The organism is Bacillus sp. NPDC094106 (assembly GCF_044764345.1).
GTDB lineage: Bacteria > Bacillota > Bacilli > Bacillales > Bacillaceae_G > Bacillus_A.
The window spans coordinates 204137-225905 of sequence record NZ_JBIWHY010000003.1 but is presented as its reverse complement, the minus strand read 5'-3'; the positions used below and the strand labels follow the sequence as shown (position 1 = coordinate 225905).

At 36.1% G+C, this 21769-nt stretch carries 23 protein-coding genes and 1 riboswitch; of the genes, 13 read left to right on the top strand and 10 right to left on the bottom strand.

Annotated features, from left to right (window positions below; translation table 11 throughout):
- Window positions 1-130: 130 nt before the first annotated feature.
- Window positions 131-220, top strand: a riboswitch (cyclic di-GMP riboswitch).
- 123 nt (window positions 221-343) lie between these two features.
- The 3 genes from ACIQ7L_RS05855 to ACIQ7L_RS05845 all read left to right on the top strand — a co-directional run bounded on the left by ACIQ7L_RS05855 (window position 344) and on the right by ACIQ7L_RS05845 (window position 4124).
- On the top strand, window positions 344-2722 hold the full coding sequence (locus tag ACIQ7L_RS05855) for a discoidin domain-containing protein (RefSeq protein ID WP_400567450.1): 2379 nt from the start codon (window positions 344-346) through the stop codon (window positions 2720-2722).
- 324 nt (window positions 2723-3046) lie between these two features.
- The gene (locus ACIQ7L_RS05850; protein ID WP_400567449.1) at window positions 3047-3364 is read left to right on the top strand and encodes a magnetosome magnetite crystal formation protein family; all 318 of its coding nucleotides are present in this window, start codon (window positions 3047-3049) and stop codon (window positions 3362-3364) included.
- Window positions 3365-3848: 484 nt separating this feature from the next.
- Window positions 3849-4124, top strand: a complete 276-nt coding sequence (locus ACIQ7L_RS05845) for a hypothetical protein (RefSeq protein ID WP_400567447.1) — start codon at window positions 3849-3851, stop codon at window positions 4122-4124.
- 333 nt (window positions 4125-4457) lie between these two features.
- Here ACIQ7L_RS05845 and ACIQ7L_RS05840 read toward each other — a convergent pair whose 3' ends face one another.
- Window positions 4458-4748: a hypothetical protein gene (locus tag ACIQ7L_RS05840; protein ID WP_400567445.1), complete on the bottom strand. Its 291-nt coding sequence runs from the start codon at window positions 4746-4748 to the stop codon at window positions 4458-4460.
- Window positions 4749-5005: 257 nt separating this feature from the next.
- Here ACIQ7L_RS05840 and ACIQ7L_RS05835 point away from each other — a divergent pair, with 257 nt between their 5' ends.
- From ACIQ7L_RS05835 to ACIQ7L_RS05825, 3 genes are read left to right on the top strand one after another with little or no spacing between them, the layout of a single operon-like run.
- Window positions 5006-5869 carry a helix-turn-helix domain-containing protein gene (locus ACIQ7L_RS05835; RefSeq protein WP_400567444.1) on the top strand — a complete coding sequence of 288 codons (864 nt, stop codon included), beginning with the start codon at window positions 5006-5008 and terminating at the stop codon, window positions 5867-5869.
- A gap of 52 nt (window positions 5870-5921) precedes the next feature.
- Window positions 5922-6302, top strand: coding sequence for a VOC family protein (locus tag ACIQ7L_RS05830; protein WP_400567442.1), 381 nt, complete (start codon window positions 5922-5924; stop codon window positions 6300-6302).
- Window positions 6303-6319: 17 nt separating this feature from the next.
- Entirely contained in the window at window positions 6320-7006 is a 687-nt protein-coding gene (locus ACIQ7L_RS05825; protein WP_400567440.1) for an MBL fold metallo-hydrolase, read from the top strand.
- Window positions 7007-7246: 240 nt separating this feature from the next.
- Here ACIQ7L_RS05825 and ACIQ7L_RS05820 read toward each other — a convergent pair whose 3' ends face one another.
- The 4 genes from ACIQ7L_RS05820 to ACIQ7L_RS05805 form a co-directional block, all read right to left on the bottom strand.
- Complete coding sequence (locus ACIQ7L_RS05820) at window positions 7247-7759, bottom strand: cysteine hydrolase family protein (RefSeq protein WP_097896134.1); 513 nt, start codon at window positions 7757-7759, stop codon at window positions 7247-7249.
- Between the two features lie 191 nt (window positions 7760-7950).
- The gene (locus tag ACIQ7L_RS05815; protein ID WP_400567438.1) at window positions 7951-8604 is read right to left on the bottom strand and encodes a response regulator; all 654 of its coding nucleotides are present in this window, start codon (window positions 8602-8604) and stop codon (window positions 7951-7953) included.
- Window positions 8573-10036, bottom strand: coding sequence for a sensor histidine kinase (locus ACIQ7L_RS05810; protein WP_400567436.1), 1464 nt, complete (start codon window positions 10034-10036; stop codon window positions 8573-8575). The genes ACIQ7L_RS05815 and ACIQ7L_RS05810 overlap by 32 nt, the downstream gene beginning before the upstream one ends.
- Window positions 10033-10923, bottom strand: coding sequence for a substrate-binding domain-containing protein (locus tag ACIQ7L_RS05805; RefSeq protein WP_400567434.1), 891 nt, complete (start codon window positions 10921-10923; stop codon window positions 10033-10035). Before ACIQ7L_RS05805 ends, ACIQ7L_RS05810 begins: the two co-directional genes overlap by 4 nt.
- 727 nt (window positions 10924-11650) lie before the next feature.
- On the opposite strand from ACIQ7L_RS05805, the gene pgtP reads away from it, so the two are divergent.
- The 5 genes from pgtP (at window position 11651) to ACIQ7L_RS05780 (ending at window position 15851) form a co-directional block, all read left to right on the top strand.
- Complete coding sequence (gene pgtP / locus ACIQ7L_RS05800; RefSeq protein ID WP_400567432.1) at window positions 11651-13015, top strand: phosphoglycerate transporter PgtP; 1365 nt, start codon at window positions 11651-11653, stop codon at window positions 13013-13015.
- Window positions 13016-13434: 419 nt separating this feature from the next.
- Window positions 13435-13755: a PadR family transcriptional regulator gene (locus tag ACIQ7L_RS05795; protein ID WP_016131412.1), complete on the top strand. Its 321-nt coding sequence runs from the start codon at window positions 13435-13437 to the stop codon at window positions 13753-13755.
- A 71-nt stretch (window positions 13756-13826) separates the two neighbouring features.
- A complete protein-coding gene (locus tag ACIQ7L_RS05790) occupies window positions 13827-14168 on the top strand; it encodes a DUF1048 domain-containing protein (RefSeq protein WP_400567430.1) in 342 nt (113 codons plus the stop codon).
- Between the two features lie 171 nt (window positions 14169-14339).
- Window positions 14340-15101: an ABC transporter ATP-binding protein gene (locus ACIQ7L_RS05785; protein WP_400567429.1), complete on the top strand. Its 762-nt coding sequence runs from the start codon at window positions 14340-14342 to the stop codon at window positions 15099-15101.
- Window positions 15102-15851 carry an ABC transporter permease gene (locus tag ACIQ7L_RS05780; protein WP_400567427.1) on the top strand — a complete coding sequence of 250 codons (750 nt, stop codon included), beginning with the start codon at window positions 15102-15104 and terminating at the stop codon, window positions 15849-15851.
- 412 nt (window positions 15852-16263) lie between these two features.
- On the opposite strand, the gene ACIQ7L_RS05775 is transcribed toward ACIQ7L_RS05780, so the two are convergent.
- From ACIQ7L_RS05775 to ACIQ7L_RS05755, 5 genes are all read right to left on the bottom strand, one after another.
- Entirely contained in the window at window positions 16264-16650 is a 387-nt protein-coding gene (locus ACIQ7L_RS05775) for a DUF3887 domain-containing protein (protein WP_400567425.1), read from the bottom strand.
- Window positions 16647-17330, bottom strand: a complete 684-nt coding sequence (locus ACIQ7L_RS05770) for a YhfC family glutamic-type intramembrane protease (protein WP_400567423.1) — start codon at window positions 17328-17330, stop codon at window positions 16647-16649. The genes ACIQ7L_RS05775 and ACIQ7L_RS05770 overlap by 4 nt, the downstream gene beginning before the upstream one ends.
- A 118-nt stretch (window positions 17331-17448) precedes the next feature.
- Window positions 17449-18762, bottom strand: a complete 1314-nt coding sequence (locus ACIQ7L_RS05765; protein ID WP_400567421.1) for a GHKL domain-containing protein — start codon at window positions 18760-18762, stop codon at window positions 17449-17451.
- Window positions 18762-19496, bottom strand: coding sequence for a response regulator transcription factor (locus tag ACIQ7L_RS05760; protein ID WP_400567670.1), 735 nt, complete (start codon window positions 19494-19496; stop codon window positions 18762-18764). The genes ACIQ7L_RS05765 and ACIQ7L_RS05760 overlap by 1 nt, the downstream gene beginning before the upstream one ends.
- 282 nt (window positions 19497-19778) lie before the next feature.
- Window positions 19779-20123, bottom strand: coding sequence for a hypothetical protein (locus ACIQ7L_RS05755; RefSeq protein WP_400567420.1), 345 nt, complete (start codon window positions 20121-20123; stop codon window positions 19779-19781).
- 241 nt (window positions 20124-20364) lie between these two features.
- Between ACIQ7L_RS05755 and ACIQ7L_RS05750 the strand changes: the two genes are divergently transcribed.
- Both ACIQ7L_RS05750 and ACIQ7L_RS05745 read left to right on the top strand, forming a co-directional pair.
- Entirely contained in the window at window positions 20365-20856 is a 492-nt protein-coding gene (locus ACIQ7L_RS05750) for an RNA polymerase sigma factor (RefSeq protein ID WP_400567419.1), read from the top strand.
- Window positions 20856-21767, top strand: coding sequence for a sigma factor regulator N-terminal domain-containing protein (locus ACIQ7L_RS05745; protein WP_400567417.1), 912 nt, complete (start codon window positions 20856-20858; stop codon window positions 21765-21767). Before ACIQ7L_RS05750 ends, ACIQ7L_RS05745 begins: the two co-directional genes overlap by 1 nt.
- Window positions 21768-21769 lie beyond the last annotated feature (2 nt).

Below are 21769 nucleotides of genomic sequence, written 5' to 3'. Positions count from 1 at the left end.
GCACTTCAAAATGGTAGCTTGATTGGCATGCGTGTCGGGCCTTAATTAAATTTTTAAAAAAATAGTTACATTAATTATAAAAGTCTATAAATATAATTGGACTTTTGGTATATTCAAACTGAAAGATTCATCTCGGTAAAGGCGAAATTAGTGAAAGCTAATGACACAAAGTTATAGGGACTAAGGTGTATTTCATTCACTATGTCAGCCGTTTGTCGAAAAATGTCAAAATAATTCCGAATCTTACAAATTTTAGGGTTATTTCAGGTCCGAGAATTATTTTATATGAGGGGGGATAGACACAAAGATAATCGTTTAAAAACAAAAAATAGGGGGGCTTATTTTGAAAAGAACTTTATCTTTAGTATTAACTATGTCACTTATTTCAGGGAGCTTTGTTACGATTCCTTATACGAAAGTTTCAGCTGAAACGGTGTCGTTGACTCAAAAAACATTGAAACAAAAGACAGATCAGGCAATTGCAAATGGTAATTTTGAAGATCATTTGAGTTATCTTACAACATATTTAAATGAAAAGGTTGGGGAACTCACTGAAGCGAATTTGAAAAGTAAGCTTACAGACCCAGTATTTGCAGCAGCTTTGGCTCAGTGGCAATTCATATCACAAACAGGTGCTGCAGCAATGGATACATTCGCTAAAAAAGATGCTGCCCATCAAAACTTTCTTAACTGGATTATGAAAAATACAGAGGTAATGAATACGTTTCTTGAAGGTGGCAGTCCAACTGCAAAGAATCCAGTAAATGCACTTGAGATATGGAATACAATCTGGAATACGGATGCAGATTCTCACGAAGGATTGTATTTAAAATTAGCGATAGCTACATCGTTAGCTCATGCTGAACCTATAAAATATTGGACAAATAATAAACCTATTAATCCATTAACGAGGTACCAATATTATAAAACAGCAGATCAAAATAATGAGTTACTTCCAGTCTTTAGAACATATGATGTTTGGCATTTAAGATTAGTAGTGAATACTTGGTCACCAGAAGAAGATTTAACTTGGGCAAGAAACATGATTAATACGGAACATCCAGAACTTAAAAGTCAAGATAAGATCGGAACAAGTGCATATTTGATTCAGTATGTAACAAATAACAAAGATGGAGTTAGCATTCAAGCTGGGAATGATGCATTCTACGGTGTAGGTTGGAATCTTTCTTCCATTTACAGATTTGGCGGGGTATGCGGTAATATTTCGAAGTTTGGTGTGCAAGTAAGTCAAGCCTTTGGTGTGGCCGCTATGCCTGTTACACAACCTGGGCATTGTGCACTCATATGGAATGACAAACCATCTTCTTGGAATTTAGGAAATGATATATCCGGATGGGGTGAATCGGGCCGTCATGATGTAACTGTTATTCCTTGGTCAGATAATAGCCCGAAAAATCAAGTACCTTACATCTTACTATTTGAAGATGCTGAACGTACCCCAGTAAAACTAGATAAATCAGAACGATTACGCTGGTTAGCGAAAGCGATGAATTCAACAGATAAGAAAATTGCAATTTATAAAATAGCTACTAATCTTTTACCAACTAATGTTTTAGTATGGAAAGATTACGTTTCTCTCATGTTACAAAATCCAAATGTAACAGATGCTGAGTGGCAAGAATTAAACAGCAGTATCATTTCTTCTTTTGCTAATGAGCCAAGACCAATGATGGATCTTCTTACTCAAATTAGAAGGCATGTTCTGAACACAGATGATAGAGCAAAACTTCAACAGTATACGTTAAATATATTAAATGTATTTAACGCAATAACGGATGTAAATCAAAAGCAAGTAGCTAATAAAATTAAAGATCAAATGCCAAGTTTAGGATTAGGTCTTGCTACTTTTAGTTTTGATGGAGCAAATGCAGGAAAACTAATGGGAATTAAACCCGATACGGAATACAGTATTGATGGAGGAAAAACGTATAAAGCTGCTACAAGCAATGATATGCTTCTGAGCAATGAAGAGATCTCAGCAATCAATGCAACGGATGGCATTTTAACAAGAGTGATCGGAACAGGGCAGCCTTTATTAATTCCAATTGGAAAAGCTGGTAAAGTTAATGTTTCTTCAAATGATGAGGAGAACTTAGTTTTTGGTCTAGACGGTACGATGGAATTCAGTATAGACCAAGGTTCACATTGGACAAAATATAATCCAGTTGCTCCTAATTTACCGGATTTAATAGGAAATGTTATATTAACAGTTAGAAAATTTGCTGTTGGTTCAAATCCAGCAAGTGATGCTGTTAACTTAAAGTTTACTGATACTGCTGCAATAGGATTAATACCGCACAAAAACTTATCAGTTGCAGGTGTCTCAAGTCAGGAAGTTTCGGCTAATAATGGTGCTGCAAATGCAATCGATGGAAACGGTGCAACAATGTGGCATACGTTATGGAATGGCAGTGATAAGGCTCCATACATTACCATAAAGCTTAATGAAGTTACTAGCATATCACAATTAGCTTATGTTCCAAGACAAGACAGTAACTCTAATGGTAACATAACTAGTTATAATATATACACAAGTCTAGATGGAGTTAACTTTACAAAGGTTGCTACTGGAACGTGGGAAGATAATAATCTTACAAAGAATGCAAGTTTCAGTAAAGTAAATGCTCAGTATGTAAAGCTAGAAGTTGTATCAGGACACGGTGGATTTGCTTCAGCTTCAGAAATAAAATTATATAATTAGTAGTTGGAAGATGAATGGGATTGTAGCAAAAGTATTTTATACTTTCGCTACGGTCTCTTTTTTGTTCTGGTGCAAAAACTAGAGGATTTATGCAATGAATCTTCGAAACTTGGAAATACTGATACTACCACTTGGGGTAGCACCATACATCCATCAACTTAAGAGTTGAAACAAACGGAACTTTCGTCCAGCCGGGATACGTTTGAAAATGGGCTATCTTACAAAACTGTCATGTTTATGTAAGGTTATTAGATAGTTTATATACTATTTCAATGTGATAATAAGGATATAAGAAATCATAATAATTTTTAAGAGGTGAAGCTCATGAAAGCAAATAATATCTTATCTTCTTTAAGTTACTTTAGTATCTTCTTTGCACCGTTTCTATTACCAATCATTATTTACTTTGTAGCAGAAGAAGAAGTAAAATATCATGCAAAAAAAGCATTATGGACACATCTAATTCCTTTCGTAACACTCATCATTGGTCTTGCTATATCTGGAGCAGTTGGATTTAGTACGTTAGGTGAAAATGCACTTGGAATTGCAGTAATCGGAACGTTTGTTATTGCTTTTATCTTAAGTATTTACTATTTCATTTGGAATATAGTAAAAGGTATTAAGGTGTTAAAAGAAGTTTAATGTATAAAGACTAACCTTATAGTTCTAAGAGGCTGTCTCAAAAGGTCGTTTTTTAACGACTTTTCGGGACAGCCTCTTTAATCACTATTAATTATTTGTATATTGTACAAAGGAAACATCTATAGGTTTGTGTGCAGTTCCTGAAACTACCTTTTAAGTTAAATAGTTCAGATAACGTAGAGAAACCGTATAAATGGCAGGTTAAACCGGGTATAAAATCACAAAGGTTTTATACTCGATTTTTTTATTGATATGTAAAAGTTTATCCTGTTTTCACTGTTGGATTAACAAGTGAAATTGCATACCAATTAATGAAATGACCACAACTATTGTCACTTCGTTATTTTGGTGGTCATTCGAGGTGTTAAAAAGGAAATGGAAGGATTAGGTAATTTATGTTAGAATATAATGAGAAGCAAAATTGTCTTCGTTCTGCTAAAAAGCAGGATGGTTTAAGAGGGATTGTTGATTTGAGGATGATAAATTGAAAAATAATAAATCAAATAGAGCTTTAAGGGTTGGAACTAATATCATACTTATTTTATTAATCTTAGGTGCATTCCAAATGTTTTTTGATGAAAACTATACAAATGACCACTTTGGTTGGTTATTTTTGATGGCTTTTTGGATGGTTAGAAGTATTTATGGTTTTACCATAAGTTTAAAAGAAGGGAATAAGAAGTTAGCATTAATTGATTTAGTTTTAGCGATTTTTGCTTTTGGTGTTTTATTTTCTCAGAGTATTAAATATTTCTTTTGAAAATAATTAATTCACTAATGGGGCTTTAATTGAATAAGCCTCATACAAAAGTAAAGCTTAGAGTCACATAGGGACTTTGAGCTTTTTTGCGTATTATTTACTATGCAAATTAATATGTTATGTAGCTCGTTATTTTAGATTTTCTCCACAATAACTGAACTACTTACTGTTAAGTTATGACACCTTTCGTTATAAAAAACAAAAAAGCCGACTTCCAAATTGGGAAACCGACTTTAAAATACATTATGGAACTATCGCATGCGTTAGTTCTATAGGGAAATGCTCTAATTTGTTTAGTTGGATAGCCGTTACCTTATGCGATCCAGTATGTCCTTAACTACGATTTTGAAAAAGTTTCAGTTGTTTCATATAATCAATAGCCTTAGTTTTATTCTTTTGCTCAGAAACATATTTTGCCTCGTTTATAAATCGATAATAGTTATTAAATCTGTCATCTAAGAGAACGCCTTCAGAAATTGCTTTTTTTACCGCACAGTTAGGCTCGGTTGTATGAGTGCAGTTAGAGAATTTACATTCCATGGATAATTCTATTATATCTTCGAATCCATCTTCATAGTTTCCTACTGAATCTATTATTTCAGATACCTTTTTATTAGATTTCATTTTGCAACTCCCTTACCTATTTTTTGAATATTCAATATTTTATGACAAAAACCAATTTCTTGTTAAGTCGAACTGCTCGTTAGTTGAACTAAGAGTGATTCAAAACTTTTTATGTTAAGACACCATAAACTTAATCTTATTCAGCAAACACGCTTGATTGTTGAATAAAAAGTAACAGGATTTTATGCTTAACTTCCATTATTATGTATAATGGAGTTATCTGAAAATTGTTATTACATGCTCATGGAGACGGTATGATGAATGATAGAAATTCTACCAATTTTGTTTTACATGCAAAAAGTAACCAGTTTTACTGGGAAGGGAATGGCCAATTATCCATTAAAACATTTTCTAACGGAAAAGCACATTACAAGACAAGTAAAGGTTTTTTTGCTGTCGAAGAAAGTAGATATTTACTTCTTAATGAAGGGTCTTATACCATCTCGATTGATGAAAATAAGGAAGTAGAGTCTTTTTGTATCTTTTTTAAGGATGGATTTGCAGAGGGAATTTTCCACTCACTAAGAGAATCAAACGATAAACTTCTTAGCGATCCTTTTAAGGATAAGAGTGATATCGGATTCTTTGAAAAAACTTATGATACAAGTAAAACCTTGTTGTCTCAAATAACAAAATTTAAAGAGAATCTACCTATTCTTGAAAATGATCCAATTGGTTATGAGGAAGAATTTCACAAGTTCATGCAAATTATACTAATGGAACATTTCAATACATGGAAAGAAGTCGAATCATTAAGTGCAATACGTAATTCTACACGGGAAGAATTGTATAGAAGGATTAGTATCGCCCATGATTATATAAGGTCTTATTATGATAAACCCATTAAATTGAATGAAATTGCCCAAATTGCTTGTTTGTCGCCAAACCATTTGTTACGAACATACTCACAAATATATGGTAAAACACCTCACCAGCATATATCGGAGTTTAGAATTTTAAAGGCGAAGAATCTTTTAGCACAATTAGATTTCAATATGACTGATATCACATTTGAACTAGGATTACAAAACCCTGTATCTTTTAGCAAAATGTTTAAGCAGCATGTTGGGGTTTCTCCTATTGAATTTCGAAAAAAGGTGATTTTGGATAAGAAGTACTAAGTGTAATCGTATATTCTTAGAATGAAATGATATTTGAAAGGGGAGCTTTTCATTGGAAACTACTATGATTCAGAAAATCGGGCAAATTGGGGTGCCAGTTAAAAATTTAGATAGGGCAATTAATTTTTATAAAGAAAAATTGGGGCTATCGCTTCTATTTCATACGGACAGCATGGCATTTTTTGAATGTAACGGATTGCGTCTATTTTTAAGCCTTGCAGAAAAAGAGGAATTTGCTCAATCTAGTTCAGTCATCTATTTTCAAGTTGAAAAAATGAAAGAGACTTATGAAGACCTATTAAGCAAGGGAATTGTTTTCATCGATGAACCACATATTGTAGCGAAAATGGAACAAACAGAAACATGGATGACATTCTTTAAAGACACAGAAGGGAATACCCATGCTTTAATGAGTGAAGTACAGGCTCAATAAAAAATGGAGGAAGAAAGATGAAGATAATAGAACTGCCAATTGAATTTGAATTTAATGGACAAAAAAGTTCCATTTATCCAAGCTTAATTATATTGAATAATGAACTAACATTGGTCGATACAGGGTATACAAATTTTTTACCTTTAATTGAAAATGAAATTTTAAAAAACGGATATGAGATGAACGATTTAAAGAATATAATTATTACTCACTATGATGACGATCATATAGGTTCCTTATATGATTTCAAAGAAAAGTATTCTTGGATTAACATTATAGCTAGTGAAATGGAATCAAAGTACATTAGTGGTGAAATGAAACCAGAAAGATTGGTTCAAGCGGAAGAAATGCTAGAAAATATGCCAAATGAAGAAATCGAATTTGGTCAATGGTTTGTGCAGCAATTAAAGAATTTGAAGCATGTTTCTATTGATGAAAAGGTGCATGATGGTGATATGATTTTAGGTAATAAATGTAGAGTAGTAGCAACACCAGGGCATACTTCGGGGCATATTTCATTATATTTTCCAAGTTTAAAAAGTGTCATTACAGGTGATGCAGCTGTTAATGAGAACCATGAATTGGTCATTGCGAATCCGCACTTTTGTTTAGATGCTGAGAAAGCAAAACAGTCTTTAGAAAAGATTACAAATCTGAAAGCTGAAACGTACTATTGTTATCATGGCGGGAAATTAACTTTATAATTGAGTAAACGTAAATGGTCGGCTCTCGAATGAAAGAATGTAGTGTAGTGCTTAAAGAAAAGAATGAACTATATAAATAGGGTGTTCGTTTATTGAATTTTTATTTTTAAGATTGTAAAAAAATATTTAAATAAATGGATGTTTTTCTTGAATAAGCAACAAAAGTTTATTCATTTCTCTAAGTCTATTAAAATGATAAAAACCCCTGCTTTTTGATTGAAATTAGGGGTTTTTGGCATTCTAAGATTCATCTTCTATCAATTTTAAAAATCGGTGGTTCCATATATTTTCATAAAAATCAATCGTCTCTTTTGCAGACATAAATGGATTATTCAAAGTAGAGGTTGCTTTCTGTACCATGAAGTTTTCGTATCCCAATCCATGAGCAAATTTAATCGTAGCATCCATACAGTATTCTGTTTGGGCGCCGCAAAATTCAATACGATGTACAGCTAATTGGTCTAAAAGATTTTTTAAGTTCGTTTTGTAAAAAGAATTTGCATGTATTTTTCTTACAAAAAAATCTTGTTCTTGAACATCTAGATTGGCATTAATAGCCCAAAGTTCTTCTCCAGGTACTAATTCTTCATCACAGTGTTGAACAAAAATGATTGGTTTATGTAATTCTCTATATAAGGCAATTCTATTATTTACTTTAGTGAGTAAATTTTGTAAATCAAATAAATGATCTTCGCTATAACATACGCCATTTTGTAAATCGATAACGATTAAAACATCTGCACAAGTCTCCATTATTTTTACCCCTTTCATTTTTCAATATGTTAATAATTCTATCATTTGAGGATGTATTATACATTCTTATTTTGTAATAAGTTATAGGAAAATACACGAAAATCAAAAAACTTACATTCAGTATACTAGACAACGTTAAAAGATGATATGAAAGCTCAATTCCATATCATCTTTTTAAATAACTATTTTAGTTATCCTGTTATATTTATTAAATTATACTTTATGGCATATTGAACAAGTTCACTTTTTTTAGAAAGATTAAGTTTGTTCAACATTCTCGTCTTATGAGTATCAACCGTTTTTATACTGATAGTTAATTCTTGAGCAATTTCAGACAGTGAAAAACCGTGAACAAGAAGTTGCAATACCTCTCGTTCACGTGGACTTAAAATTACATACGGATTTCGAGAATCTGTTTCGTTTTGCATTTTTTTTAGCATAGTTGAAATTTCCTTTGGGCGAAGGTATATATACCCATCCATAACAGAATCAATAGCATTATATAATTCCTCATCTACAGCTGCTTTAGGGACGTAACCTGAAGCTCCCGCGTTCATGATTAATGTTATATAGTCCTCATCTTCATGCATGGTAAGCACGATGACTTTCGCTTGTTCATAACGTAATTTAATCTCTGTTAGAACCTGAATTCCATCTACGCGTGGCAAAGATATATCTAATATCAGAATATCGGGCCTTAAATTGTCGTAAAGTCGGAGTGCTTCAAATCCATCAGAGGCTTCACCTACAACTTTTAAGGATGGCCTTTTTTGTAATAGTAGTTTTAAACCCGCTCTCATCAAAGCGTGGTCATCAACTAGCATTATGTTGATTGTCTTTTCCATCTTGACACCCTTCTCTCCGTTTTAATGGGATCGACACCATAACTTCAGTCCCACCGATATTGTGAGTTCTAATAAAAAATGAACCACCTAGTAATTCTGCTCTTTCCTTCATTCCATATATTCCGATTCGATTTTGCTGGCGAGCTTTTTCAAAATCGTTCTCATTTATACCTTGACCATTATCATGAATGTTCAACTCGATAGAATAATCCCTTATCTCCATGCCAATCACAATCTCAGTCGCTACTGTATGTTTCACTACATTGGTAAGGCTTTCTTGGACGATTCGGTATAGTGCTACAGCAGTATGACTATCTATGGCAGCAACGTCATCATCAGAAGCATGTAGAATTACCGTAAGAGCAAATTTTTCTTCAAACTTTCTTACGTATTTTCTTAATGCGGGAATTAAACCTATATCATCAAGGATAGGTGGCCTTAATTCTACCGCTAAATCTCTAATTTCTCGTAAAATACCGGCTGCAGTTTCTCGACTTACATTAAGTAGCTCCTGTTGCTCGGCATCTTTAGCTTCATTAGCCAAAATACGCATTGTAACCATTAGAAAAGTAAGGGCTTGGCTTGTTTCATCATGAAGTTCACGAGAAATTCTTTTTCTCTCCTCCTCATGAGCGGATAATAGTTTCAAAATCAACGTATCTCGAAGAGCATCCTTTTCTTGAAGTTCCTTCAATAATTTTTCTACTGCAGTCCTAGAACTAATCAGATTGTCAGCCATTTCATTAAAAGCCCGCGCTAGTTTTCCAACTTCATCGTCACCTACTGCTTTAGCTCTTAAGGATAAATTACCAGCTGATATGCCTGCTGCTGTATCAACTAAACTGTTAATTGGTCGAGTAATAATGCGAGTCACATAATAAGCTATACCTGCCGCTCCCATACAGACCAAAAATGTAGCAACAACCAATTCTATTATTTTAGTAAAAATATAGCTTTTCGCCTGTTTTTCTGCCATTCCAACTCTAACAAATCCTACATCTCCATCTTCAATTGGAACAAGTATGTCATGGATGTTTCCTTCATCTGAAGTTAGGATAGCGTAATTTTCAGTATTGATATCATTAGGCTTATGTGCGTTTAATATTCCTTTCGGTAGGTGTTTGGAGAATGTATTTCCGACAAGGACATTATTATTGTTAATGACCAGTATATAACGTACATCTTTGTTAGCTTCCTGTGCTCGGGTAATGAGAAGATGAATCGAATAGTAATCGTCAGTCAAAATGTAATCCGAGGACAATGCCGCAATATTTTCGGCAATATTTACACCACGTTTTTTTAGGTCCTCTGTCATGATTTTTGTGAGTGATTCCCAAATGATACCTCCCAATACTAGAGCGAGAAAGAGTAGCGAAACGAATATAGCTCCAAATATCTTTTGGTTTATTTGTAATTTATTCATCCATTTCATAAGTGACCCTCATATAACTTTGGTTCAAATGGAACAAAACGATCAATAAGCAGTCCCTGAAACGCTGGTTTTATTATTTCTTGTTCGTGCATAGAAATGAAAATTTCTTTGATAATTCGCTTCTCTTCATCAGGTAAATTACTGTTGATGACAACAGGACCGGTACCAATCGGTTCCGTTTTTGCAATAATTTTTAAATCCTTAATTAGTTCTGGACTTTTAAGTTTGGTACGCTCAAAGACTAAGCTATCAACAGCTGCAGCATCAACAACCCCATTTATCACAGCACTTAGGGAGCTTTCATGATTATATGTAAAAACATAACGACTAAAGAAATGCTCTGGTGTTTCACTTAATTCAGCTAATTTTTTTCGCACAAAAATATATCCAGAATAACTGCTTGGATCGCTAAAAGCAATATTTTTCCCCTTTAAATCCTGTATACTGGATAGTTCATTTTTATGGTGTACGACAACATAACCATAATAATATGGAACTCCCATTCTCTCTTGCATGGCGATTGCTTCCAGTCCTTCGACGTGTCTGTAGGTAATATATGCTCCTGTTGAAAGTATGGCTATATCAGCACCTCCATTCATCATCAACATACTAATCTCATTATAACTCTTGCGCTGAATGAGAATTACAGGTCTATGGAGCTTCTCTCCGATATAGTTAGCTATTTTCCTATAGTACATAATTGTATCAGCCTTTGATAACACACTTGAAATCGCGATTCGTACAGGAGAGGGTTTGTCATCTTGTGAACGAATAGGCGTGGTGTCAGATTCGGAGAAAACAATTTGAGGGCTTGAACGCTCATGCTGACATCCTACTACAAGTAAAGTAATAAACAATATTAAAAAAAGCCGCAACCAATTTGTCATACTTTCCTCCATTCTTACAGGCGAGGAATTTATCCCCGTATTCTTAGGTTCCCCATCTCAATATTGAGAGAGAATCAAAGAAGACAGGTGGGGATTGGTGAGAGCTTTCCATAAGTGTGAGATGAAGATCTCTCTCTTATGGAAGTTTCACTGTATGTATTATGTGAAAATCCCCTAATTGAATCCTGCTTGATTCAGGGTTTTTGAAGTTTATATTTATATATTACTTCAGAAAGATCTACGAAATCTATGGAAGAGTGTATACAATACTACTTTTCGTGTCAGAGCTGTGACAGAAAGTATGTAAATACAAATAAAAAACGTTCGCTTTCTTTTTAGGAATGGAGTATCCGTACAGGAACAGAAGAGGTTAGGGGCTTTTCTTGCAGCATATAAGGAGAAAACAAAGAGAGAAAGCGAGTATGGAGCATATGTTGTTCTGCATATCAACGACTTATATGCTGAAAAATGAAAACAGATTTATATAGCCATGAATATTGCTTGTAAGATAAATTCTGACAGACTCTACTATTTTATCCTACATAAAATCAGATATTTACTGATAGTTTAACGAATTGGCATATAAGATAATGTAACAAAGGAGGTATGATATAACACAAGTATTTTTGAAAACGTCTCCACCAAATTGGCATTCTATTTATATACTAAATTTCATGCTAATCTAAGTTTTTTCTGTAAATCAAAGTAAAGAATCGAGGTAGATAGTATGTTCTCATTTTTGAAACCTAAAATCGCTACTACAAAAATAGCACCAGATCAGGTTCAAAAAACCTATAAGCTTTTCCGGCTACAATCTTTATTAGGGGTGTTCTTAGGTTACATAGCTTACTATATAGTACGTAACAATTTTGCCTTATCTACTCCTTATTTGAAGGAACATCTCAACCTTAGTGCTACAGAAGTAGGGTTATTAAGCAGTTGCATGCTTATCGCTTATGGAGTTAGTAAGGGTTTGATGAGTAGTTTAGCCGACAAAGCTAATCCTAAAAGTTATATGGCGCTTGGTTTGCTTCTGTGTGCTATGGTCAATATTATGATGGGATTCAGCACGGCATTTTGGATGTTTGCAATTCTCGTTGTTTTCAATGGATTCTTTCAAGGAATGGGAGTTGGGCCTAGCTTTATTACGATTGCAAACTGGTTTCCTCGTAAGGAAAGGGGAACTGTCGGTGCCATATGGAATATTTCTCACAATATAGGCGGGGGTATCGTAGCACCTATCGTTGGTATGAGTTTTGCTATGTTAGGCTCCAATCACTGGCAAGCGGCAAGCTACCAAGTTCCTGCTGCTATAGCCATTGTTATTGCTCTAGTAATACTCACTCTTATTAAAGGCTCACCGGTAAGTGAGGGATTACCTCCGTTAAACGAAATCGTCAAAGACGAATCCGATTCGAAAACAAAACAAAGTGCTGATTCAAAACCGCCAACAGACATGAGTGCTTGGCAGATTTTCAAGAATTATGTTTTATTTAACAAAAATGCATGGTTCGTTTCCTTCGTAGATGTTTTCGTTTACATGGTTCGTTTCGGTATTATAAGCTGGTTACCTATTTATTTATTACATGTGAAACATTTCACTAAAGAAGAGATGAGCGTCGCCTTTTTATTCTTTGAATGGGCAGCTATTCCTTCTACTCTTCTGGCTGGTTATCTATCAGATAAATTATTCAAGGGGCGCCGCATGCCGCCAGCAATCATTGCTATGACAATGATACTTGTCTGTATCATTGGTTACTGGCAAAGCACATCTTTACATTGGGTGACTATCTTTGCCGCTATTATTGGATGCTTGATTTACATTCCACAGTTTCTAGCTTCAGTACAAACTATGGAGGTAGTTCCATCCTTCGCTGTTGGCTCTGCAGTTGGTTTACGAGGTTTTATGAGTTACATTCTAGGTGCATCTTTAGGTACTACTCTCTTTGGAGTAATGGTCGACAAGGTAGGATGGGATGGTGGTTTCTATGTATTACTAGCAGCAACTGTTTGCTGCATCATATGCTGTATAATGGCCCATCGAGGAGCAAAAGAGCTAGAATACAACAAAAAACATGGACTCCAATCCTGAATCGTTAAACATGGCTCCAAGCCAATTTGGCGTCTTTTCAATCTCGTACTTACAACTACTGGCATTTAAATTTTCTCAGTTAAACGTTTAGAACGGAATATTTATATAAAAATATTTATCTAACCAACCTGACAATTCTTTGAGGAATTGTCAGGTTGTAAAAAAAGATTGCTGTTGGTTTGAAATAAAGTCACGATGTTTTTAAGTTAACTGTACTATGATTATAAGAGGGTAGCTGGTTTTAAAAATAGTTAGAAAATCCAGTTGACACCCTTGCTACTCGGTGATACGATATACATGTAATAAGCAATACTGAATAGCGTGTTTTCCCAAAAGCTATTCAGTAAAAATTTCCCTTAGTACTCTGTTATACTGAATATAAGTCAGACAAAATAGAGGGGGTAGAGGAGGCTCAGAACATGGAAAATTTAACTGAAATGCTGAAGGGTTCGCTGGAAGGCTGCGTGCTGGAAATCATCAGCCGCCATGAAACCTATGGCTACGAAATTACCCGCCGCCTGAACGAGCTTGGGTTTACCGAAGTCGTGGAAGGGACGGTCTATACCATCCTAGTGCGATTAGAAAAGAAAAAACTTGTGAATATAGAAAAGAAACCGTCAGATATGGGGCCGCCCCGCAAGTTTTACTCACTTAATGAGGCTGGCCGCCAGGAACTTGAATTGTTTTGGAAAAAATGGGATTTTGTATCATCAAAAATTAATGTCTTGAAGTCAATCTAGCTTCATAAGATATTCCATCCGATATTTTTGGAGGGTCTTGTTCAGCTTTATAAAAAAGGAGGAAAAATAACATGTTGGAAATGTTCAAAAAAATGATTGGTGATAAAAAAGAATACAAAATGATGATGGCACGGGTTGGAGTCCTGCCAGAGGACTACCAGTTTGTATTTAAGAAGATTCAAAACTACATGTGGAATTTCTCAGCGGGCAACGGGATGGATATGCTACACATACAGTATGAATTAATCGAGTTGTTCGAAGCCGGTGCGGCGGAAGGTAGACAAGTGCTGGAAATCACTGGGGACGACGTGGCGTCCTTTGCTGACGAACTAGTGGCAAACGCTAAAACCTATGTTGCTAAGTATCGTGAAGATTTGAATCAGAGTATCATGAAGCAATTGAGAAAAAAATAAATTCAATAGATAATACCGACTGATTAGCTGGTTACAAATGAAAATTGCCGCCTTCGCTATTCAGTTATATTTTTAACCCGGTAATAAGTAATACAGATTATCAGTCAGACTAAATAGAAGGGTATAGGCAATCTAGTTCCGCAAAGTGCTTTTTATAAGGAGGAAAAAAGTATGAGCAATGCAGCGATTTCTGTAAAAGGGTTAAAAAAATCCTTTAAAGACAAGGAAGTCTTAAAGGGGGTGGATTTTGAGGTGCAGCGTGGCGAAATTTTCGCACTGCTGGGCTCAAATGGAGCGGGCAAGACGACGACGGTCAACATCCTCTCGACGCTGATGAAGCCTGATGGCGGTGAAGTAGATATTTGCGGCTTTGACGTCCAGCATCAACCGGATCATGCTCGCCAGAGCATTAGCCTGACAGGGCAGTTCGCAGCTTTAGACGGCATGCTCACCGGGCGAGAAAACCTGATGATGATCGCCAAGTTGCGTGGAGTTTCCAATCCCGCTCAAGTCGCCGACAATTTGCTTGCAAAATTCAGCCTGACCGATGCGGCCAACCGCAGGGCAGACAAATATTCCGGCGGGATGAAGCGCCGGCTTGACATCGCCATGAGCCTGATCGGGACGCCAGCAGTCATTTTTCTCGACGAACCGACGACAGGGCTTGACCCTGAAGCGCGGATTGAAGTCTGGGATACCGTCAAGGAACTTGTCGGCGGCGGCACAACCATCTTGCTGACGACCCAGTACCTGGAAGAAGCCGAACAACTGGCGGACCGTATTGCCATCCTGCATGGCGGAAAAATCATTACGACCGGTACCCTTACCGAACTCAAAGAGATGTTCCCGCCAGCGAAAGTGGAATACATCGAGAAACAACCGACATTAGAGGAAATTTTCCTCGCGATCATCGGCAAAAAGGAGGAGAGGTAAATGAAAAGCAAAACAGGGGTATTACTAGGGCGTTTAATGCGCAACATCATGCGTAGCCCGGATACGATTATCACGGTGGCGATTACGCCGATTATGATGATGTTGCTGTTTGTCTACGTATTTGGCGGCGCCATAAAGACAGGTACGGAAAACTACGTCAATTATTTATTGCCAGGAATCTTGCTGATGGCTATCGCATCCGGAGTCGCTTACACTTCCGTGCGGCTGTTTACGGATGTAAAGAGCGGGCTGATGGCGCGTTTCATTACCATGCCCATCAAGCGCTCGTCGGTATTGTGGGCTCACGTGTTGACCTCGCTTGTTTCCAATGCGCTTACTGTCGTGGTAGTTATCCTCGTCGCACTCTTGATGGGCTTCCGTTCCAGCGCTGATATCCTAGATTGGCTCGCGGTAGCTGGGATACTTGGGCTGTTTACGCTGGCGCTGACATGGCTGGCTGTCATTCCCGGATTGACAGCGGGATCTATGGAAGGGGCGACAGCCTACTCGTACCCGCTGGTTTTCCTGCCGTTTATCAGTTCGGCCTTTGTCCCCACCGAAACCATGCCTAAAATTGTCCGTGCGTTCGCTGAAAACCAGCCTGTGACTTCAATCGTGAATGCGATTCGTGCCCTCTTGTATGAAGGGTCTGTTGGCAACGATATCTGGATCGCGCTTGCTTGGTGCGTCGGCATCATGATCATCGCTTACTTCTTCGCCAGTAAAGCATTTAAACGCCAGTTAGGGTAAGTACACACCATCGGTTCGGTGTCTCATGGCAACTAAATCTTCCGAAATAAAATATATGTTTGGAAAAGCACGGGGAAATTGTCCGTGCTTTAATTATTTGTCATGTTCTCAGGGTAACTATTGTCGATAAAAGGGCCCTGACCGCTTCTATGCATGGACAGATGCTCTCTCTCATCTAAAAATAGGGTAGGGTGTTGTTTTTTAATTGATGTATATATATCCATTTTGATTTTCCAACATATAAGTCGCGGCTATGAAGAACAAAAAGTGACCTGCGCTCGTTCTTTCTCTTTGTTTTAACTTGGCGTGGGGCAGGAAGAGGGTCTGACCGCTTCTATGCATGGCTGGATGCTCTTTCCCACCTAAAAAGAAAGGGTTTATGTTGGTTCTTCAATTTGTATTTATATAGAGCCTATTTAATGAATAACCCCGCCACTTCTTCTTTATCGTTAAAGCTCACTGTGAAAACGCGATTTTCTTTACTGTATTTCGCAACAAGAATAACGACATACATCCCATCTTTTTCTTCGACTGAAGATTTATCAATCTTTTCGAATTTACCAGATTTCTCGATAAGAGGAGTAAGCTCTTTCATTTTATCTTCTGGTAATCCTGCTTTCATTTGATTATCAAACTTTGCGTGTACTTCGTTATACTTACCTTCATTTAATAATGACACGATTTCTTCAGCCTTCGTGATATATTTTTTCGAGGCCTTTTCATCCACTTTGTTGCTACCGCATGCTACAAGGGCAAACACTACCATAGCACTTAGCATCGTTAATAAAATTCTCTTCATCGTAATACTCCCTTTCTTTTTATCCATAAACTATAATTGAAAACAGCTAACGCAATAACCGCTAGCGTAACTTCTGCAACAAGCAGCATACTGTCTTTCGGCACATATAACGGTAAAATACCAACTAGTGCATCTACAACCCCATGAATCATAATTGCGAGCACAACATAAAGAAACCTCTTTCGCACAACGCCTTGTAATACAATAATCGAAAGCCCTATATGCAATAACATTGCAAAGAAACGTTCCATACCACCGATAAAATAGGCATCACTGTATGCGATAGCGGTTGGTGAGAACAATAAGAACACCGCACTACTACCGAGAAGTAACACTGCTTCGATACCACCATGCCCTGCTCCGAATAAAAATCCGGACTGCCAATCTCGTTGCTTCATAAAAAAGCGCATAGTGATAAAACGAGCCAGTTCTTCAAAAATACCTGCCGATAAACCAATAACTACAGCAAATAAAACAGGTTGCATGGCACTAAACATTGAATAGGCTGTGCTATGTTTTCCTAAATATTTTAGTACTGGTATGCGGATCAAAACTTGCGATGCAACAAATGCTAGTACACCTAATACAAATGGAATATATTGTTTCTTACAACATGCATATAGCAGTGCAGTCAGCGGTAATCCTATGCTTATAATCGTAGCGAAAATAATACCAGCCATCTCGTTCCACCCCTTAATTGAAGTGTATAAAAGACAGCGTATAAAGTATGTAGTTTTGTCATACTCGGTTCATTTTTCATCATAAATGGTCATGAAACACAGCGACGCTTTCGCATCACTATTTTTTTAGTATTAAAGTTTGAGTGAAATAAGGAGCTGCAAAAGTTGTTTCTAGCGTTGCATGATCTGTTTTATCAATCATACGCTTTAACGAAAACAGCCCATAACCCCGGTTTTCATCTTTACTAGAATAGCGCTTCTCGTATATTTGCTGTAAATCAATCGCTTCATGCTTACAACTATTGCGCACAATAAAATATTGTCGTTCCTCCATTTCAAAGAAGGCAACTTGCAACATTTTCTCCTTACTACGAACCGTTTCTTCAATCGCATTATCCAATAAAATTGAAATGGCACGAATAAAAGTAACAACAGGCATTGCAATTGTTTCAATCGTTTTTGGGATATCGATCATCACTTTTACTTGTTGTTGCTGAGCAGTAATCACTTTTACGCTTAGCACACTTTTCACTTCAGGGATATTGACTCGGGATAATTTCACGATATCCAACTCGCGATTGTTTATCAGTTTTGAGGTAGGGGCGATTACATCAAAATAAACGTGTTCAATTTGCGTTACATTTTTCGTGCGCACGCCTTCCTCTAACGCCAATAATACATTCATATAATCATGGCGGAAACTGGCCAATTCATCATGCATGAGTTCTAACTTCTCCACATAATCTAGTAGTTCCTTATCTAAACGCTCCTGATGTTCTTCTAATATCTTTTCTTTTGTCAAATGCGAGCTTATTAACACAATCAACAGCAGCACAAAAAATAATATGATCGCCGCAATATAACTTACTTTTCCATACTGTTGATGTAATGTAGCCAATAAATTGGTGGAAGGCGTAGTCAAAATTAGTTCTATGATGAGCCCTATAACAAGAAGAACATAGCTTACATAATAAAGGGGGCTAGCTACAATAAACTGAGCAAGTTTTCGAATCCGCTTACACCAAAGTGCAATACCAATGACGATGACAATCGAAACGATGAGATGAATTACGCTGCCTGTCCATAAATACAAATTAAATGGTGTTAACATAAACAGTTTCATCCCAAAATCCAGCAACACCGTTTTTACTAATGTAATGCTTACCATACTAACTAATGCAAAGTATAAGTTTTGCATAAATGTTAATTCGTCTTGTATCAAGCCTAAACTTAATAGAAACAGCAACAACATAATAATATTAAATTCAGGATAACCTGTTACTGTCACAACGATCCCAAGTAAAATCGTAAAGACAATGCTTAAAGCGATTACCATTGTATAGGACAGGCGATTATAACGAATTAATTGAAGGTATAATAAGACATGGCTAATACCAATCAACATAAACGCGACTATATCATAAACATTCATTACAGCTCACCCTTTAACAGTTGACGTACTTTGCGCACTAAACGGCGTGACACAGGAATGCGTTTGCCATTTTTTAAAATGATCATTTTTTGCACCGCATCATAGGAAGACATTTGTCCTGTATTCACGATATATGATTGATGACAGCGAAGTAAACGTTCATCTAATATTTCAATTTCTTTTAATGTGCCATAAAAATAAACAATGCGGTCTGTCGTCACTAAAGCTAAACGATGTGGCTCATCAGTCATAATATATTCCACCGTTGCAAACGGCACACGTACAGTCGCATTCGTGTTTTCCACAATAAAATCATCGGTAGGAATAACAGCCATGTTGCGCGCTTGATATTGAAGTAAACATTGTTCAAACACGCGGTAGCGTTCATCATAAGGCAACCCTTTATCAATAAATGTTAAAGCTGATACCATGTATTGATACGAGATTGGTGCAAATTCGGAATGTGTCGTCACAAACACAATAATACCTTGCGCATCATATTTGCGAATCTCTTGTGCGACTTGTAAACCTTTACGCTCCTCACTCTTAATCTCAATATCTAAAAAATAAATCGGTACATAAGTCGTCAGCGGAATCTTTTCAATAATGTGTTCGCTCTTACTTGTCACCTCGATAAAATCGTACGGCAGCAAATATTTCTCACAAATTTCCTCCACCAGCCGCTTCACATGCTGAGCTTGGATCACATCATCTTCCAAAATAAAAATACTCATACTTATCACTCACTTCGAAATAATCTATAAATAGCATAACACGAAATACTTCCCCAATCGTTTTTCTATGTATAGAAACGGGTAAAATAAATGCTTTTATCCGACTATATAATTGTTAAAAGGGTAAAGAATGCATAACAAAAGACCTCAAATATAGAGGTCGCTTTAACTTGAGGAATAGCTATTGTGTTTTTCATTATTAACCATTCTTTAAGTACTACAGAAACTTTACCAATAACAAAAAGAAGAGAGCAGGTTCATTGGAACTGCCTCTTCTTTCTGTCATACATGTTTATCTGCCTGATCCAGCAGGTTTGCTAGTATCATGCTATTCTCTTGGTCGGCATCGTACTGTACAATATCGTCATACTCAAACAGTTCGAATTCTCCACCAAATTCCTGTTTCATAAATGCGACAAATTCTTTAATATTTTCTCCTATTTCCTTATTACGGCGAAACTCCATCATAATCGCCCTAAATCTGTGTGGAGGAATTTCACATTTGATATGATAAGACTTACTGATACTAAAAGAATCCCCGGAATCGTATAAGCTATATGTATACAACAGAAATCCATCTCCTTTCATATATGTATATCGTTCCATAACTGAATGAAATTCATCCATCATTTAACTTCTTACTTGATAATATCCACTTTAACGTTTTTCTTTTCTCTATAAGAAAATGCCCTTAAAGCAAACAAGAAAACCCTTTGCTTTAAGGGGATAATCAGTCCAGGATCGAATAGTTGATTAATAAATTTATTTAATTTCGGACATAGCCTCCGTTAACAACCCAAAAACTTTTCATGTAAGTGTATACATTTATCATTGCTTATTCGTTGTATAAGTATAGGGAGGACAAATGATGAAAAAAGAAAATATACTTGCCTCCTATCTCATCAATTTAGGGGAGGAAGTGTTCAACCTATTACTAGTGAAAGGGGCCAAAAAAGAAGATGCTGAAGATATAATTCAAAATACTTTTTACAAAGTGTACACACTATTGGATGATCTAACAGAGAGCAATATACGTCCGTGGTTTTTTAGAGTAGCACTCAATGAATATATTGACTTGAAAAGAAAAAAGGAGCAGCAGAACATCTACTTAACCGAGGAAATTCATTCAAAGCTCCAACATACAGACCGTGAATTTGATGCCATTTTAAATAAGGATGAGATTTTTCATTTATTAAAAGACGTCAAAAAAGAATATAAAGAAGTTTTCTTTTTAAAGTATTACTATGATTTTTCATATGAAGAAATTGCGGTTATTTTGGACATTAAAGTAAGTAGTGTAAAGCAAAAATTATTTCGGGCACGTAAATCCATTCACTCAAAGATAGGAGGAAAACATTAATGGACACTTCGTTAAAAGATGCTTTAAAAAAAGCGAAGCGAAAACAATTACTAAAAATTGTTATTACTTCAATTATCGTTGTCATTGTTCTATTACCAGTCATTTATAAAACTGGAAATTACTTTGCGGCGAAAGGTTCTACAAAGCTTCATGAACAGCTCTTTTTACATAATAAAATTGCCGAACCTAATATTCAAATCGATTCTCAAGTTACGAGTAACACCTCTATGTTTGGAGGCAATATTGTAACGAATCGTTCTAAAAATATTAATGGCTATTTAGTACAATGGAGCACACTCACAAGTTCGTATGATTGGTTTCGCCTTCATATTGATAGCAACGAGTTAATACCGGGATTTTATTGGTCTGATACGGAGTTCTATGAGTATGATAAACAAACAAAGAATAAAGTTTCAACATTTTATAATCCGTCTATTAAAAAGTACTATGATGGTGTGCGAAATGATTTAGGGGCAATTTCACAAATGGAAAATTACGTTGCGGAAGTTGCGATTTCTTTCGATCGACCGTATACATTACAAGAAATTCAAGCGAAAATTCCCGATAATTTAAACATCGTATGGTTGTATATGACATCACCAATTGGAGATGAAAGTAAAGGGCCAGCTGGTATGCCAGTTTATGGATTTAACCCATCAAACTCACCGAAAGAAGCATACAATGAATTTATTGATTCACTGAAACAATTCGACGAAAGTGGTGATGACGAAACAATCCAGAAGTTTTTAAATGTAAATAAAAATAAACAGTTTGATGAAGTGAAAATTTTAGGGGTAATGCTGACTGGTCAAACACAAAACTTTAAAGCCTTAGAAAATCAAGATTTTATTCGTGGTGCCTCTGTAGGGGCTACTGCACAAATCGTTCCTTATATTAAGCCACAAAAATAATA

Coding starts and splice junctions, on each gene's coding strand:
- ACIQ7L_RS05850 (WP_400567449.1), top strand. CDS start 3,047: ATGAAAGCAAATAATATCTTATCTTCTTTAAGTTACTTTAGTATCTTC.
- ACIQ7L_RS05840 (WP_400567445.1), bottom strand. CDS start 4,748: ATGAAATCTAATAAAAAGGTATCTGAAATAATAGATTCAGTAGGAAAC.
- ACIQ7L_RS05835 (WP_400567444.1), top strand. CDS start 5,006: ATGAATGATAGAAATTCTACCAATTTTGTTTTACATGCAAAAAGTAAC.
- ACIQ7L_RS05825 (WP_400567440.1), top strand. CDS start 6,320: ATGAAGATAATAGAACTGCCAATTGAATTTGAATTTAATGGACAAAAA.
- ACIQ7L_RS05820 (WP_097896134.1), bottom strand. CDS start 7,759: ATGGAGACTTGTGCAGATGTTTTAATCGTTATCGATTTACAAAATGGC.
- ACIQ7L_RS05815 (WP_400567438.1), bottom strand. CDS start 8,604: ATGGAAAAGACAATCAACATAATGCTAGTTGATGACCACGCTTTGATG.
- ACIQ7L_RS05810 (WP_400567436.1), bottom strand. CDS start 10,036: ATGAAATGGATGAATAAATTACAAATAAACCAAAAGATATTTGGAGCT.
- ACIQ7L_RS05805 (WP_400567434.1), bottom strand. CDS start 10,923: ATGACAAATTGGTTGCGGCTTTTTTTAATATTGTTTATTACTTTACTT.
- pgtP (WP_400567432.1), top strand. CDS start 11,651: ATGTTCTCATTTTTGAAACCTAAAATCGCTACTACAAAAATAGCACCA.
- ACIQ7L_RS05795 (WP_016131412.1), top strand. CDS start 13,435: ATGGAAAATTTAACTGAAATGCTGAAGGGTTCGCTGGAAGGCTGCGTG.
- ACIQ7L_RS05790 (WP_400567430.1), top strand. CDS start 13,827: ATGTTGGAAATGTTCAAAAAAATGATTGGTGATAAAAAAGAATACAAA.
- ACIQ7L_RS05785 (WP_400567429.1), top strand. CDS start 14,340: ATGAGCAATGCAGCGATTTCTGTAAAAGGGTTAAAAAAATCCTTTAAA.
- ACIQ7L_RS05780 (WP_400567427.1), top strand. CDS start 15,102: ATGAAAAGCAAAACAGGGGTATTACTAGGGCGTTTAATGCGCAACATC.
- ACIQ7L_RS05775 (WP_400567425.1), bottom strand. CDS start 16,650: ATGAAGAGAATTTTATTAACGATGCTAAGTGCTATGGTAGTGTTTGCC.
- ACIQ7L_RS05770 (WP_400567423.1), bottom strand. CDS start 17,330: ATGGCTGGTATTATTTTCGCTACGATTATAAGCATAGGATTACCGCTG.
- ACIQ7L_RS05765 (WP_400567421.1), bottom strand. CDS start 18,762: ATGAATGTTTATGATATAGTCGCGTTTATGTTGATTGGTATTAGCCAT.
- ACIQ7L_RS05760 (WP_400567670.1), bottom strand. CDS start 19,496: ATGAGTATTTTTATTTTGGAAGATGATGTGATCCAAGCTCAGCATGTG.
- ACIQ7L_RS05755 (WP_400567420.1), bottom strand. CDS start 20,123: ATGGATGAATTTCATTCAGTTATGGAACGATATACATATATGAAAGGA.
- ACIQ7L_RS05750 (WP_400567419.1), top strand. CDS start 20,365: ATGAAAAAAGAAAATATACTTGCCTCCTATCTCATCAATTTAGGGGAG.
- ACIQ7L_RS05745 (WP_400567417.1), top strand. CDS start 20,856: ATGGACACTTCGTTAAAAGATGCTTTAAAAAAAGCGAAGCGAAAACAA.